Here is a 14220-nt window from a genome sequence, read left to right on the forward strand (position 1 = left end):
GTCGCATCATGGCGAACGGGCTCCTGAGAGAATCGGGAGCACAGCATCCGACATCAGCTTAGCGCTTTGAATGTGGGGTTCATGGAGCGCTTACAATTGATGCAGGCAATGTAATCTGATCAGCACAGGAGCACCATGAGCAGTGCTCCTGGACAATTGGCTTATTTGGCGTACGGCACATCAATGGGGGCGGGAGCCCGCTTACCCAGAATCATGTCAGCAGCTTTCTCTGCAATCATAACCACAGCCGCGTTTGTATTACCGGCGATCAGTGTCGGGAATACCGATGCATCGACTACTCGTAGCCCACGAATTCCACGCACCTTGAGTTGAGGATCCACCACAGTCGTTGCTGGATCACTACCCATTCTGCAGGTGCATCCAGGATGGTGAACAGTCACAGTAGTTCGGCGGATGTAATCGTCCCACTCGCTCTCGTGCTGGACATTCATGCCAGGCAAAATCTCCCGGGCTTGATAGCGAGAAAATGCAGCATGATCGAGAATTTGACGCGCTAGCTTCAGACCATGACGTACAACTCCAAGATCGTCTTCATCAGCGTAAAAATTCGGATCGATCAGTGGCTTGGACGACGGATTGCTGTCGGCTAACGTCACTCGACCATAACTCTTCGGGCGAGCTGCAATTGATAATACGCCATAACCATGTCCTATGGGCAGCAAGGTCGGCTTTGGCCCACGATGCGCCGGCATGAAAACGAGTTGCAAGTCAGGGCGGTCTAAATCTGGCGTGGTACGCAGGAAACCCGTTGCTTCAAAAACGTTGCCTCCGATCGGACCACGACGCCAGAGTAAGTACTCAGCAACGTTGCCGATATTACGCAACATCGAGCGTGCCGAAACACCGTATGAGGTGTAGTCCTTGTCGGTATACATCTGCACAGCAGCGCTTGGGTGATCGCGCAGCCCTACCCCTACGCTGGGTAAATGATGCTGCAAAGCAATGCCATGTCGCTGTATCTCCTTGGCATCACCGACCCCAGAACGTAAAAGCACCGCAGGCGAGCCATATGCTCCGGCAGATAGAATCACTTCCAAACGAGCACGAATGCTGCATTGTTCGCCTTTGAGCAGAAAACTCACTCCTGTGGCCTGGCCATTATCGAGCAACACTTTGTCGACTAACGCATCTGTAATGACAGTGAGGTTTTTCCGATCAAGCGCTGGACGTAAAAAAGCCGTCGACATTGATTCACGGCGGCCTTTTCGTATCGTAGCCTGGCGTAGCCCAAGCCCCTCAGGATCGGCGGCGTTGAAGTCCTCACATTTGGGCAGGCCCATATCGCTGCTGGCGTCTAAAAAGCTATGCACAAGCTTGTTTGGACGAGGTGGGCTGGAAACACGCATTTCTCCTTTGTTGCCATGGTAAGGGGATTCCGCAAACGAAGGGTTATCCTCGGAGCGTATGAAGTATGGAAGTACCTCCCTATAGCTCCATCCTGTGGCACCTTCGTTGTTTGCCCAATCGTCAAAATCCGCAGGGTGCCCACGGAAATAGACCATGCCGTTGACTGAACTTGATCCCCCCAAGACCTTACCGCGTGGAATCGGGAACGGACGAGATCCCAGGCCAAGCTGAGGTGTACTTTCGTAACCCCAGCTAAATTGCGGTTTGCTCAAGGCTGCTGCCACCCCAGTTGGAATCGTCAGCACCCAATGATCGTCTTTGGGGCCTGCCTCAATGAGCGCCACGGTGATGCGGCCGTCCGCTGATAAACGATTGGCTAGAACGCAACCAGCCGACCCACCACCTACGATCACATAGTCGAAAATATCGTTCATAGGTCAGCTCACACCACCGCACAAACGGCAAGATCGGACAATCGCTGGAAGCGCTGAATATTGGCAGCCTGAGTCATGACACCGGCGGTGAGGCAGGAGAAAACCAGGTCTAGGGTCGGATCAATCCAGAACATAGTCGTACCTGCGCCGTAGTTACCGAATGTCTCTGTCGAGGTGAGGGTACCAAACTGGTGATGCACGATTTTTTCACCGCGTACGCTAAATCCAAGTCCAATGTACGCAGGCGGCGGAGTAAACCATCCCGCGCGCAGTGCAACCGCTCGATACAGCTCGTTGTAGAGATCGCCCGTGTGATTGCGTCGTGCCACCTCAATCATTCGAGCAGAAAGAATACGAGCCCCGTCAAGTTCACCACCACGGCAAAGCATTTCTGCAAACCGCCAGATGTCTCGTGTAGTCGATACGGCCCCTACGTGTGGCGCCTCACATACCTCTTCCTCAAACAGACTGAAGGGCCCAGGCTGAGTCCGTCCAAGGCACTTGATCGGAATGACGCCCCGCATGTCAGGCACGACCTTGCGCGCTCGCAAATCTGAACGCACTCCCATGTGGGTGTCATGCATACCAAGCGGTTCAAAAAGATCCTCGCGAATCAAATCACTGAAGCTGCGTTCTTCTGGGTCTGTACGACGCAACATTTCGCCAATCAAAACTTGATTGGCTACAGGTGAATAATCACAGCGCTCTCCAGGCGGAACGCTTCCATGTACGTTCTCGCAAACTGCTTGCACAAGTTCATCAAGACGATCCTGGTACATATCTACTTTAGGGATCCATACGCCTGGCATGCCGGTGGTATGGGTAAGCAGATGGAACAAGGTTACCTGCTCACGTGGTACACCTTTGAACTCAGGAATAATGTCAACAACACGAGTCGTTAGCGCTAACCGTCCGAGCTCTACCGAGCGTAACGCCAACACGTTTGTGAGGGCTTTGGTCAGAGAGAAAATGCTAAAGACAGAGTTCACAGACAGGGGCATAGTCTGATCTGCGTCGGCACTTCCAATCGCAGTATCCAGACCAACCTTTCCCCCCAATGAAACTCGAATCACAGCGCCATGATAGTCACCTCTAGCAATGTCACGCTCAATCACTGCACGGAGCTCCTGAAGGCGCTCCTCATTAAAATGCCGCCCTACATTACTTGCACCCATGTGCACCTCAAATAATCTAAATGGCCGTTAGCCTGCTGCCACGATGCCGCCGTCAACACAAAAGACGGAACCATGTACAAATGCGGCGCCTGGACTAAGAAGAAATGCAATCGCCTGAGCGATGTCTGCGTCCTCACCCAATCGACGCAAAGGAATCTTGGCAGCTCGCTTGGCGTATTCCTCCTGAGAGACATGTGCGACGGCTCCAGGCGTTGGTACGGAACCTGGAGAAATGGCATTCACTCGCACACCGCGAGGACCAAGTTCAGCGGCCATCGAACGAGTTAATGCGTGCACTGCGCCTTTAACGGCGGTGTAGGCAGAAGCATTCGCGAACCCACGATGGGAAACTGGCGAGGCATAATTAATGATCATGCCGCCCTGCTTGGCATCCATGTTTGCGAGGAGAGCTTGAGCACCCCAGAACACTGTTTTCAGGCCAGCGCCTACCATCAGGTCGATTGTCTGCTCGTCGACGGATTCAATCGGTGCATAACGAAGGATTGAAGCATTGTTGAGTACGGCGTTGAGTGTTCCTACTTCAGCAGAAAACTCCGAAGCAACCCGAAGAAATTCACTACGAGAGGCCAAGTCGGCTACATAGCCATACGCCTTCCCACCAGCCTCTCGAATTTTTTTCACCGTCTCTTCGCATCCGGCTGCATCAATATCAGCGACACCGATGGTCGCACCGAGGCTAGCCATATATTGCGCCGTGGAATGCCCTAACCCCCTTCCCGCGCCGGAAATGAAGATATTGAAACGAGAGAAGTCGTGAGTCATGACTGCCCATCCATGAGATTGACCATAACGTAGTGGCTATCCATGTATTCCCGAATCACTTTGATACGGCCATCGCAGATGACAAATGCCCACGCATACCGGTTGTTGTAAGGGCGCCCATCACGCAACTTTCCAACTCCTCGGGTTTCACACATCACCTTGTCACCACTGGAGACAACGCTGTCGACGAGCACCTTCGGGTCACCATCAGTGAAGAGGCCACGAACTGGAGCAAGGAACGCTTCACAAATCGCCTTTCCGGTGTGTGTTCCGGCACCTGGGACATTTTCAATCATCGGTGTCCAAGTTGTATCGGCATCAATGAAAGCACCGAGTTTTACAAGATCACCCGTGCTCAACGTCGTGAAGAAATCGATCACCAATTGTTCATTCGCGTTGGTAGCCTTAGTCAAGTTCAGTCCCCCTCTTTCGGTTATTTTTATATCGTTAACTTTCCCTTCAAAACGCCATGCCGATTGGTCACTAAGAACATGGCCAGCGGTGGGCTCGGGGAAATGACTACCGATCACCAATGCATCACTGTCTTGGTAACGAGCCAGGAAAGTACGACGGGTACAACAGGCTTGAGCCTTGTCATGATCGAACGCGCAATGTTTATCAGGAATCGCCATCTGAACCGGGTGGTGCATGATGTCACCGGTGATTACCGCGACTTGTCCTTGAGATTCGATATGTACACTCACATGCCCTGGGGTGTGCCCGGGAGTGGGAAGCAGACGGACTTGCGCACAAACCTCGAAATCCGTATCAATAAGGTCTGCCAAACCGAATTCCATGATTGGCAGCAGACAGTCAGGAACGTGCCCGGCATGATGCCAATCTCCCGACTCAGCAAGACCGAGCATATATTCCCACTCCACCTGCCCAAACAGGTACCGAGCATTCGGGAATGTCGGAATCCATTTGCCATTAACCAATCGGGTATTCCAACCAACATGGTCGTAGTGAAGATGGGTGCAAAGAACAGTATCAATACTTTCTGGCGGATAACCTGCGCTGCGCAGATCCTCCAAGAAAGGGTTATGCATGTCGTTGAAAATATCAAAGTAACGCTTACGATCGTTGCCGATACATGTATCGACCATGATTCGGCGATCCGGTGTTTCGATGATAAAACACTGCCAAGCGACGAGCATCTGGCCATCAGAATCAAGGAAGTGAGGCTTGAGCCAGTCGAGGTGAGGAGCAATGAGCGCATCATCATCCTCGGGAAACATTAGGGAAACGGGAGAAACGACGGGCGCGGTTTCAACAATGCGGGTGATGAGTACGTCACCTACCTGCCAACAGCGGAATTTTTGAGCTGCCATGGCTAGATCCTCAGCCCTTAAGTACCAAGCTGCCACGACGATGTGAGAACCGCCATCCATCATTCGTCAGGACAAATTCGTCATCGAATTGGCCATACATTGGTGCACCTTCAAGGGGGGCAGGATGCGCAGATGAAGCATCTCCATTCGACACGTAAATCAGGTAGCAGCGACCACGCGCGGTCGACGCTGATGTCTGCTCAATCAGAATGGTAGCCATGATGTGCAGTGCTAACCGTGTTGGCCGGTCACGGAACATGGAGCGGATAGCTTCACGACCTTGAAAGTAAACATCCGGGGCCAAAGGTCGCGAAAAGCGGGCGTCCTCAACGAATAGTTCGGCAATACCGTCATGATCCTGTGCATCGTTCAATTGAGCGAATTGCTTGATTAGGCGCTCACATGCCCATTCGGCAGCTATGCGCTCGTCAAGAGAGATGGCTTGAGACATGGGGTTCTCCTTTTATTATGGTGACTCCATGTTCCCGCCATCTTCGCCTGCAAATCGCCTCTCGAAAGATAGGCGCCCCGCCGTCGCGACGTTTGTTCGATAGGTTAATGACGCATTAATGCAAAGTGGTATTGAGCTGCCCCTATGCAAAAAAAACGAACCAATTGAGGGGGACGGGCGTAGTAACGCAAGCAAAAAAATCAGGACAACGCTACAGAATTACCGTCTCATGCAGAGAGAAAATTGCGAGGAAGCGTTTCGCCGCAATAGCAGCAATCCTGATTTAGAGACGCCCATTCAGCCAGTCTTACTCGGACTGATAGTCGACTTGGTGACGAGTAATACGCACCCCTATCAAGAGATCACGTACACGCAGATGCTCCGGGTGCATGGCGTAAGCATTCAATGCAGCCTTTGACTCAAACTCGGAGTAAAGCACCACGTCGCAGCTGTGTTCGAAATGGCAGTAGTCAATGCCGATTTCAATGTGCAGCATGCCTGGAATACGCCCGCGTAACGCCTCAAAAGATTGTTTAACCAGATGTGCTGCAGCGCAGCGTTTCGCCTCATCATCCCCCACAACCTTCCACATAACGATGTGCTTAATCATTTTTACGCCCTGAGAAATTGCGAACGGCCAATTCAGCACGACTTGACTTGGCGAAATCACCTTCCATTAGATAGCAAGGCCTTTCTATTTTTTGCTGCTGGTTCTACAAACCGCAGAAATGTAGGGAACAGCCTCAAGGGTTACAAAAAGTACATTCACATAGGTGTCGCCAATTAGTTGTGCTCTGTCATTAGTTGGAAATGCTTGGAAAATCTGGTCACCATCAGGGTAGTAAATTTAAAAAAATCAACAACCGCGACCGCCATTTCACCTGCGCAAAACTGAGCGACGAACGAAGTGAATTGAATCGAGCTTCAATCGTTACCAGACAGCACTCGATGCTGCCGATCAGCAAGAGCCACAGCTTCCGAGCTGAGCGCCGTACGGCTGGAAGAAAAAGTCGCCAAGCTCAAAACGCAAATGAAAGAGCTTCAAACGATCAAAATCCAGCTTAATGCATCGAGAATAAATAGGTCTCAATGACCGGTTCAAACAGTCGCTTCATGATGATGTACGGCACCGCAATCGTTGTTTACAACGTATAGACAGGGGTCGATAGGCACCATTTGATCATTGCCATGAATTTACTAACGTCGGTTCCGACCGAGATCAACTCAGCTCGACGGCCAAGCAGGCCCTTGAAGCTACGGCGTCAGAAACTGTGTCGATAGTAGCCGATTGAAGTTACTTCAAAAGCGAAGATATCGTGGCTTGCCATGATGCAAGCATCACTGACTACGTGCCCAAGCCGATGACTTCTGGAGCCAAAGCGGACGAGCATTTCAATAACGATGCCTGTATCTGAGGCGGCAAAAAACCAAGAAATTTGCCCCACTGGAGAGGCGTTGACCTGGCGCTATCCCAACGTTGAAAACGGCCCGACGCTGCATCGTCACTGGAATTCGAAATGCCGGGCGGCGCAATGAAAACGCGGTGCACACCGAGCACGAAATGGTAGATTAGACGCCGTGAGCATGAGGCCGTAGTGGATGAAATGCAGAATAGGCTGAGCAACACGCCGGAGATGATGCTGTTACGCAAACAGAAGGTTGAGTGTCCATTCGAGGCACTCAAACAACGAATGGGCGCCACGCATTTCCTGGCACGAGAACTGAACAAAGTAAGTGCGAAGATCAACCTGAACATCCTCGACTACAACTTAAAGCGGGTTATGAAAGCTCTCGTTACCTGCGGCTTAATAAAGTCGCCGTCGGCCTGAGGAGGTCTGTACTTTGGTCCCCCGCTGCTCGCCGATAGTGCCTCAGTGCATTCATACACTCTGGACCACTTGCGACCACTCATATAGGGCTTGATGTCCCGAAGCCGACCAGAGACAGGCCCGCTCCCTGGAGCGTCCTTAACTCCACTCCTGCTCAGTGAGGCTCCGAATTCAGTTGCCTGGCCTCATGCGGCGACCTTCGCTCCACTCCTTGAAGACGCGAGTGAAGGCGCTGTGCTCCGAATAGCCCGGCAGCATGGCACACCGGAACAGTTCGAGGATCTGCCCTCTGTTCAGTTGTGCAAGTTCGGGTGGGGTGCTGCCGCATTGGCCACCGTGGATCTCAATCGAGATTGGACACCGCATTTGATTCGCATGGTTGACTGGTTCGAGGCTCGGCAGGCAAATGATGGTTCCAGAGACACCATCGATACAAACCGTCATAACCCGTCATGCCTTAGATCAGCGCCCCGCCTGACATTCATCCCAAACACCCCGCATCAGTTCCTTCAGCGTCAGCGCCTCGCGCCAGCGATCCGTTATGTCGCGCCCATCACTCCCTGTGATCGCATAGGGTGGCGGGCCAAGTTCACAGGTGAAGGACAGGCTCGCGGGTGTGTTCGGTCGCGCGAGCCAATCCTTGATCCCGTAACGCCACCAGCCCAGAAACCGGTCCAACCAGAGGCGATGCTTGGCGAAGGTCAAGGGCACCTGGACCTGCTCACTATTAGCGACCCGCCCGTGAAAACCCCAACTGTGTCGTAGGATGGTGTGAATCTGTTCGTCGTCTTCGGCCGCGGCCGACTCAGGCAACTCGCGGCCCACGACGTAATGAGACAAGTCAGCCAACAACTTGAGGTCGGGCATCTGCGCGAGCAAGTCGAGGGTGAACAACAGGTCACTGGTGAGACGATAGCGGTGGGTTTCCAGCAGGATCGGAAAGTCCACCTGCTCGGCCAGACGCTGCCAGCCTTCGACCAGAGTGATCGCTTGTGCCAGCGTGCGCGGCCGGACATCGGCTTGCAGCGTGAGGTGGTGGCAGCCGTAGCGGGAGGCAACCTCAAGCGCTTGCGCCAAGTCACTCACGGTGCGAGGAAACAGTTGACCTTCGATTTGCAGGCCTTGCGCCTTGGCAGCGGCATGCAGGCGCTCGGCCTGTGGCGCGATCCAGAAATGGTCGGTGATCCCATCGAAGCCAGCAGCGGCAATCTTCTCCACCTGCGCCTCCAGGGAAAGATCGCATTGACCACGGTGATCTTGCATGGCCCACAGGGACTGAAATACCAGGAACTCACGCATGTCAGGGCCTTAGTAGATGTTTGAGAGGCACATCGGCATCGGCCAACGCGTCCACAGAGAGTGGGGTCAGGTTGGCAATCAGCCGTTCACACAACTTGATGTCCTTGGCAACGCTGTTGCCCTGCCCCCAGCCGCAGGCGCCTTGCAAACGTTGCTCGGTGTCCAGGTAGAACAGCAGCAGACCACCGCCTGCCAAGGTGCGAGCGGCGGAAAGTGGCGCCGGTGAGATCACGCCCACCGTCTGTAAACCCCAGTCGTACTGATCAGACCAGAAGCCGGGAACACCTTCGAACGGCAGCTCGCCGCCCAACAGATTCAATGCCGCGTGACGGCCCTGGGTCTCGGCATTGCGCCAGGTCTCCTGGCGCTGGAATAACGCGTCGGCGTGCAGGCGAAACTCACACACATCGCCGGCAGCAAAGATGTCCGGCGCGCTGGTGCGCAACTGGGCATCGACTCGAATTCCCTGGCCCACCTCAAGCCCCGCCGCCGCGGCCAATTCGATGTTGGGTTGCATGCCGATACCGACTACCACCCAGTCACAGGGCAACACCTGGCCGTCCACCAGTTGCACCGCCTCAGCGCGTTCGATGCCTTGTACCCTTTCAAGCGCTACGTTCAGCCGCACGTCCACGCCCTGTTGCCGATGCAACTCCAACAAGGACTGGGATACGGCTTCAGGCAAGACTCGCCCGGCCAGTCGTGGCCCGGCTTCCAGCAACGTCACCTGACAGCCTAAGGTTCGGGCCGTTGCCGCGACTTCGAGGCCGATAAAGCCACCGCCGATGATCACCAGGCGCGTGCCGGGCATCAATGCGCTGCGCAGGGCCAGGGCTTCGTCATGCGTGCGCAGGTAAAGCACGTTGGCCAGAGGTTCAGGCACCAGGGACAAGCGACGCGCTCTGCCCCCGGTTGCCAACAGTAATCGGCTGTAAGGCAACCAACGTCCGTCGGTCAATTGCAGGCGGTGGTGCTGCGGATCCAGGCTTTTGACCGGGTTGCCCGCCAGGTGTTCGATGTTCAATTCAGTGAGCCGGCTATCGCTCCACAGGCTGCAATCGTCCAGGTCCATCGTGCCCTGCAGCAAGCCCTTGGACAGCGGAGGACGTTCGTACGGCAAATGGAGTTCATCGCCGATCAGGATCAGCCGACCGGTATAACCCTGCTCGCGCAAGGTCAACGCCGCGCGGCCACCGGCATGGCCGGCGCCGACGATAATCAGTGGAGCATTCATGGCGTGCACTCCTGGCGGTCAAGCCGAAATGGCGAGCAGAACCCGTCCCGCGTCGACCCGTACCGGATAGGTCTTGAGGTTGACGCACACTGGCGCCCCCAAGGCTTTGCCGGTGCGATAGTCAAAGCGCCCATTGTGCTTGGGGCACTCGATGACGTGGTCCATCACCAGGCCGTCAGCCAGGTGAATCGACTCGTGAGTACACAGGCCGGCAGTGGCAAAAAACTCGTTGTCAGCAGAGCGGTAGATGGCATAGGTATGCGGACCGTGGTCGAAGCGAATGACGTCTTCTTCATTGATTTCGCCCACGGCGCATACATCGATCCATTGATCGTTCATGGCGTTTTCTCTTGTTCGGGATACAGCCGGAAGGTGTCAGCCCAGGGTGGCTTCAGCCTGTGGATGAGCGTCGGTGGCAGGCCTTGAGCTACCGACGGGGCGGCGCACGAAATACGTCGGGTCCTTGCGCTGCTTCAAGAGGGTCGGAATGATTTCCTTGAAGGCCTCACCTATGTTGGCGTAAGGCGGCGGGCAATCGTGGCGGATCTCTTCATGGAGTTGCGCCAGGGCGTGGTACGGCACCATCGGATACATGTGGTGCTCAAGGTGATAATTCATGTTCATGTACAGAAAGCGCAGTACCCGGTTCATATAGATGGTGCGGCAGTTGCTACGGTGGTCCAGCACATCTTCCGCCAGGCCTACATGTTGGGTGAGGCCAAACAGGTAGGACAACCAGCCGCCATACAGGATGGGCAGGCCGATATACATCAGCGGCAACCAGCTGTGCAGGTAAAGCGCCGCGCCAAAGATAACGGCGTAAATCACGAGCCAGATACGGGCCGCCAGGAACACCTTGGGCCACTCGGACTCAGGGATGAACGTCTGTTCCTGGGCATTCATTTTGCCAACCGCGTGCCGGCACACGCCCCCCATCGTCTTCAGCAGCAACGGGATCTGGAACAGGCTCAGCAGCATCATGAACAAGCTCGGTGGACGCGGTTCGACGATTTCCGGATCGCGGCCGACGACGATGGTGTCTGTATGGTGCCGGGCATGGCTCCAGCGCCACACGTGGGGCTCGAACATGCACATGAAGCTCGCCACCTGGTAGAGCGCATCATTCATCCAGCGAGTCTTGAAAGCCGTGCCGTGACCGCTTTCATGCCAGCGCGGGTTGGAGGCGGTGGCGTACAGAACGCCATACGCAAGAAAAAACGGCACACAAGCCCAAGTGCCCCAGAACCAGTAGCCGCCGAAGCCGGTGATCAGCAGGGCCAGCAGCCAGATGGCGGTGTCGAGCAAGGCCGGGCCGTCGCGGCGCTGCATCAGTTGCTTCATACGTTGACGGGAGATGGGCGACTGGTACCAACTGGCCGATACAAGGCCTTTTTCAGCCGCGCGGGCAGCTTCAGGGCCGGTCAGGCGATAGTCGCGAGTAGAGGCTGTGTTGTCTTGAGACATTGTTATTGTTCTCCGCAAGCGTGAGATGTCAGGTGCTTTGCGTAAGAAAATATAGAGAGCGTGAAAGGCCCTCTCAAGGTCTTGAATACATTCCCTATCAAGCTATCATCCAGCTACTGCAGGGCTTGATAGTTTTCTATCAAGACGCTTTGAAGGTCCATCATGAATAACAATAAACGCCCCACCATCGCCACGGTCGCCAAACACGCAGGCTTAAGTGTCGCCACCGTCGACCGCGTGCTCAACGCTCGCGCCCCGGTTAATCCAGCCACAGCCGAACAGGTGCTTCAGGCCGCAGAAGCCGTGGGCTATTTTGCCGCACGGCTGATCGGCCAACGTATTCTCGAACGTCGCCCCACGTACCATTTCGGCATCCTGCTGCTGGGCACCGCCCAGGCGTTCTACGCCAACCTGGCCCAAGCCATCACCGAGGCCGCGCAACGCCAGGTCGGGGCCAACCTGACCTGCCAATTCGAATACGTTTTTGATCGCACCCCCAGCGCCATCATCGCCCAGATCGAACAGTTGGCGGTGCAGTGCGACGGCCTGGCGGTGGTCAGCTTCGCCCACCCGCAGATCAACGCCGCCCTTGCCCAGATTCGCGAGGCTGGCGTGCCCGTGGTGGCACTGCTGTCGGGCATTCATGAGGCGGCGACCGAGCCCTATGTCGGCCAAGACAATCAGGTCGTCGGGCGCACGATGGGGTGGCTGCTGGCCCGCACCTGTGGCGCGCGCAAAGGCAGCATCGGCATTCTGCTCGGAGGTCATCGCTTTCTTGGCCACCAGGCGCGGGTCGAAGGCTTGCACAGTTACTTGGCCGAACACGCACCTGGGCTGCGCCCGCTGGAGCCGCTGATCAATCTGGACAACTGCGACATCACCGAAGAAGCAACCCTCGACCTGCTGGTTCGGCATGACGATTTGCGCGGGCTATGCGTGGTAGGCGGCGGTGGCGACGGGATTATCAACGCGTTGGCGCAACTGCCCAAGCGCCCGACGCTGTGCTGCATTTTGCAGGAGTCCACCGAGCTGTCACGCCAAGCCCTGGCCCTGGGTTTGGTCGACGTGGTGATCGACTCTCAGCCGCGCCAGACTGCAACGGCGCTGGTGGATCTACTGGTGGAATTGCAGACTGCGGAGCAGTTCGATCCTGTGCGTCACCGGGTGCATATTCCGCTGCAGATTGTGACATCGGAGAATTCCCAAAGCTGATGGGCTGGCGGCACAACCTTAATGGTTGCAGGCACGCTCATTGTACTCGGGCAGGTCCAGCAACGTGTTGATACAGCCCCCCGATGATCACGACCTCAGCCTCGATATCGCCCTCAAGGTCCCGATAGTGCAGGTCGTATTTACGAGTTTTGGTTGGCATACATGCACCTCTTCAGCATGTTATGCCCGAACAAAAAATTTCCCAGATCAATACTAAGCACCACCCCGGCGCACTACGCACGAATCGATGCACAATCTGCATAAGCAGCGGAAATTGGTCCAATTATCCACGAACCAATCCTCTTTAGTCCCCTGAACCAACCCGACGAACCATGACTTATTGGCCCCCGCCGCCGCTGCTCCTGAGTAATAGCTAAGCCCATAGAGCTAATCCTGAGGCGAACCAATTTCAATTGGCATCGCGCTTGCACTTACCCTTTTGCCTCGATCTCCTGCCTACAGTCAGCTCGGAGCCTTTTTTATACTCTGGCGCGAGCACCACGATGCAAAGGTTCGACCCTGACACACCCATCGACAACACTTCGAAACTAGCGCTGGATGCCTTGCGGCAGATGGTCGCGCAACATGCTGCCTTCCCGCACCGGGCATTGCCGACCGAGCGGGACCTGGCCGCCGATTTTGGCCTCAGTCGCCGGGCCATCCGGCGGGCGCTGTCGGTGCTGGAAGCCGAAGGGCAGATCTGGCGGCGTCAGGGCAAAGGAACCTTCGTCGGCCCTACTCCACCCAGCGCGGCCATGAGCTTTGCCCGGTTGTCCGGGCGGACTAACTTTAGCGAGGTTATGGAAGCGCGCCTGCATCTGGATGCCGGCACTGGCATCCTTGGCGGCGGTTCGAGCCAACGGCGACCAGATAGCAATTTTGCGCCGCCTTGCCGAACGCACCAGAGAGCGCTTTCGTGACTGGCGCAATCGCGGGACATTCGACCGGATGCTTAAGCGGCTTCACATTAGATTGAACGAGCAAGGGTTAATTGATCTGGAGACTTGGATGATCGATTCCACGGCGGTACGCGCAACCCGGGCCTCTTCTGGTGCAGGGAAAAAAGGGGCCTGAAGAACCGCAAGACCATGCCCTCGGACGAAGCCGGGGCGGCCTGACGACGAAGATACACATGCTGTGCGATGCCAAGGGCGTACCGCTGAACTTTCTACTGTCCGGCGGGCAAGCTAGCGACATTGCCTATGCACAGCCGCTGCTGGATACCGCTCACATCCCAAGTTTGCGAGGGCGCCCTCGCAAGCGCTGCCGATGGTTGCTGGCCGACAAAGGCTACGACGCCGAAGCGTTGCGGCGCTAATGCGACCGCTATCAGATGCAGCCGGTCATCCCGCTGCGCACGATGAAGCGCAAACCCAAGCCGGGATTACCGAGACTGTTTGATCGCCCCAAATACCGACAGCGCAACATTATTGATTGAGCGCATGTTCGGCTGGCTAAAGGAGAACCGCCGCATCGTCACGCGCTTCGACAAGCTCGCGAAAAGTTATGCGGCGATGATCTCACTGGCTTGCGCCATGCGGCGTTTGAGACAGTATTTTTCGTACAGTGCCTAGGTCGGCTAGGCGCGCATACTGTCGCTATGTGACTGAAAGAGATTAGAGAGTGCATCGAAAACCGAG

General features: G+C 55.6%; 11 protein-coding genes and 3 pseudogenes. 4 read left to right on the top strand and 10 right to left on the bottom strand.

Translation table 11 applies throughout. The features are described from left to right. Window positions 1-161 precede the first annotated feature (161 nt). The 6 genes from BLP82_RS16565 to BLP82_RS16590 all read right to left on the bottom strand — a co-directional run bounded on the left by BLP82_RS16565 (window position 162) and on the right by BLP82_RS16590 (window position 6152). The gene (locus BLP82_RS16565) at window positions 162-1802 is read right to left on the bottom strand and encodes a GMC family oxidoreductase (RefSeq protein WP_092170119.1); all 1641 of its coding nucleotides are present in this window, start codon (window positions 1800-1802) and stop codon (window positions 162-164) included. A gap of 8 nt (window positions 1803-1810) precedes the next feature. Continuing rightward, window positions 1811-2917: a serine hydrolase domain-containing protein gene (locus tag BLP82_RS16570; RefSeq protein ID WP_170842327.1), complete on the bottom strand. Its 1107-nt coding sequence runs from the start codon at window positions 2915-2917 to the stop codon at window positions 1811-1813. 87 nt (window positions 2918-3004) lie between these two features. Continuing rightward, window positions 3005-3760, bottom strand: coding sequence for an SDR family NAD(P)-dependent oxidoreductase (locus BLP82_RS16575; protein WP_092170128.1), 756 nt, complete (start codon window positions 3758-3760; stop codon window positions 3005-3007). Further along, window positions 3757-5091 (bottom strand): MBL fold metallo-hydrolase, encoded by a 1335-nt coding sequence (locus BLP82_RS16580; protein ID WP_170842328.1) that lies wholly within the window; start codon window positions 5089-5091, stop codon window positions 3757-3759. Before BLP82_RS16580 ends, BLP82_RS16575 begins: the two co-directional genes overlap by 4 nt. Before the next feature lie 10 nt (window positions 5092-5101). Continuing rightward, window positions 5102-5542, bottom strand: coding sequence for a nuclear transport factor 2 family protein (locus BLP82_RS16585; RefSeq protein WP_092170136.1), 441 nt, complete (start codon window positions 5540-5542; stop codon window positions 5102-5104). 307 nt (window positions 5543-5849) lie between these two features. Further along, entirely contained in the window at window positions 5850-6152 is a 303-nt protein-coding gene (locus BLP82_RS16590) for a Dabb family protein (RefSeq protein WP_092170469.1), read from the bottom strand. 164 nt (window positions 6153-6316) lie between these two features. On the opposite strand from BLP82_RS16590, the pseudogene BLP82_RS31670 reads away from it, so the two are divergent. Continuing rightward, window positions 6317-7371, top strand: a pseudogene (locus BLP82_RS31670) (transposase); the annotation flags it as partial. A gap of 462 nt (window positions 7372-7833) precedes the next feature. Here the strand turns inward: BLP82_RS31670 and BLP82_RS16605 are convergent. Genes BLP82_RS16605 through BLP82_RS16620 form a run of 4 tightly spaced genes read right to left on the bottom strand, consistent with a single transcriptional unit; the run spans window position 7834 to window position 11368 of the window. After that, on the bottom strand, window positions 7834-8670 hold the full coding sequence (locus BLP82_RS16605) for a sugar phosphate isomerase/epimerase family protein (protein ID WP_092170146.1): 837 nt from the start codon (window positions 8668-8670) through the stop codon (window positions 7834-7836). A gap of 1 nt (window position 8671) precedes the next feature. Further along, window positions 8672-9904: an NAD(P)/FAD-dependent oxidoreductase gene (locus BLP82_RS16610; protein ID WP_371914138.1), complete on the bottom strand. Its 1233-nt coding sequence runs from the start codon at window positions 9902-9904 to the stop codon at window positions 8672-8674. Between the two features lie 18 nt (window positions 9905-9922). Then, on the bottom strand, window positions 9923-10243 hold the full coding sequence (locus BLP82_RS16615; RefSeq protein ID WP_018608132.1) for a MocE family 2Fe-2S type ferredoxin: 321 nt from the start codon (window positions 10241-10243) through the stop codon (window positions 9923-9925). A 36-nt stretch (window positions 10244-10279) separates the two neighbouring features. Next, window positions 10280-11368, bottom strand: coding sequence for a fatty acid desaturase family protein (locus BLP82_RS16620; protein WP_092170154.1), 1089 nt, complete (start codon window positions 11366-11368; stop codon window positions 10280-10282). A gap of 162 nt (window positions 11369-11530) precedes the next feature. Here BLP82_RS16620 and BLP82_RS16625 point away from each other — a divergent pair, with 162 nt between their 5' ends. The 3 genes and pseudogenes from BLP82_RS16625 to BLP82_RS32040 all read left to right on the top strand — a co-directional run. Beyond that, the gene (locus BLP82_RS16625) at window positions 11531-12580 is read left to right on the top strand and encodes a LacI family DNA-binding transcriptional regulator (protein ID WP_092170158.1); all 1050 of its coding nucleotides are present in this window, start codon (window positions 11531-11533) and stop codon (window positions 12578-12580) included. Between the two features lie 503 nt (window positions 12581-13083). Next, window positions 13084-13483 (top strand): annotated as a pseudogene (locus BLP82_RS16630) (FadR/GntR family transcriptional regulator); the annotation flags it as partial. 3 nt (window positions 13484-13486) lie between these two features. Beyond that, window positions 13487-14154, top strand: a pseudogene (locus BLP82_RS32040) (IS5 family transposase); the annotation flags it as partial. Window positions 14155-14220: the final 66 nt, after the last annotated feature.

This window comes from Pseudomonas sp. NFACC37-1, assembly GCF_900101575.1.
In the GTDB taxonomy this organism is placed as follows: Bacteria; Pseudomonadota; Gammaproteobacteria; order Pseudomonadales; family Pseudomonadaceae; genus Aquipseudomonas; species Aquipseudomonas fluorescens_AA.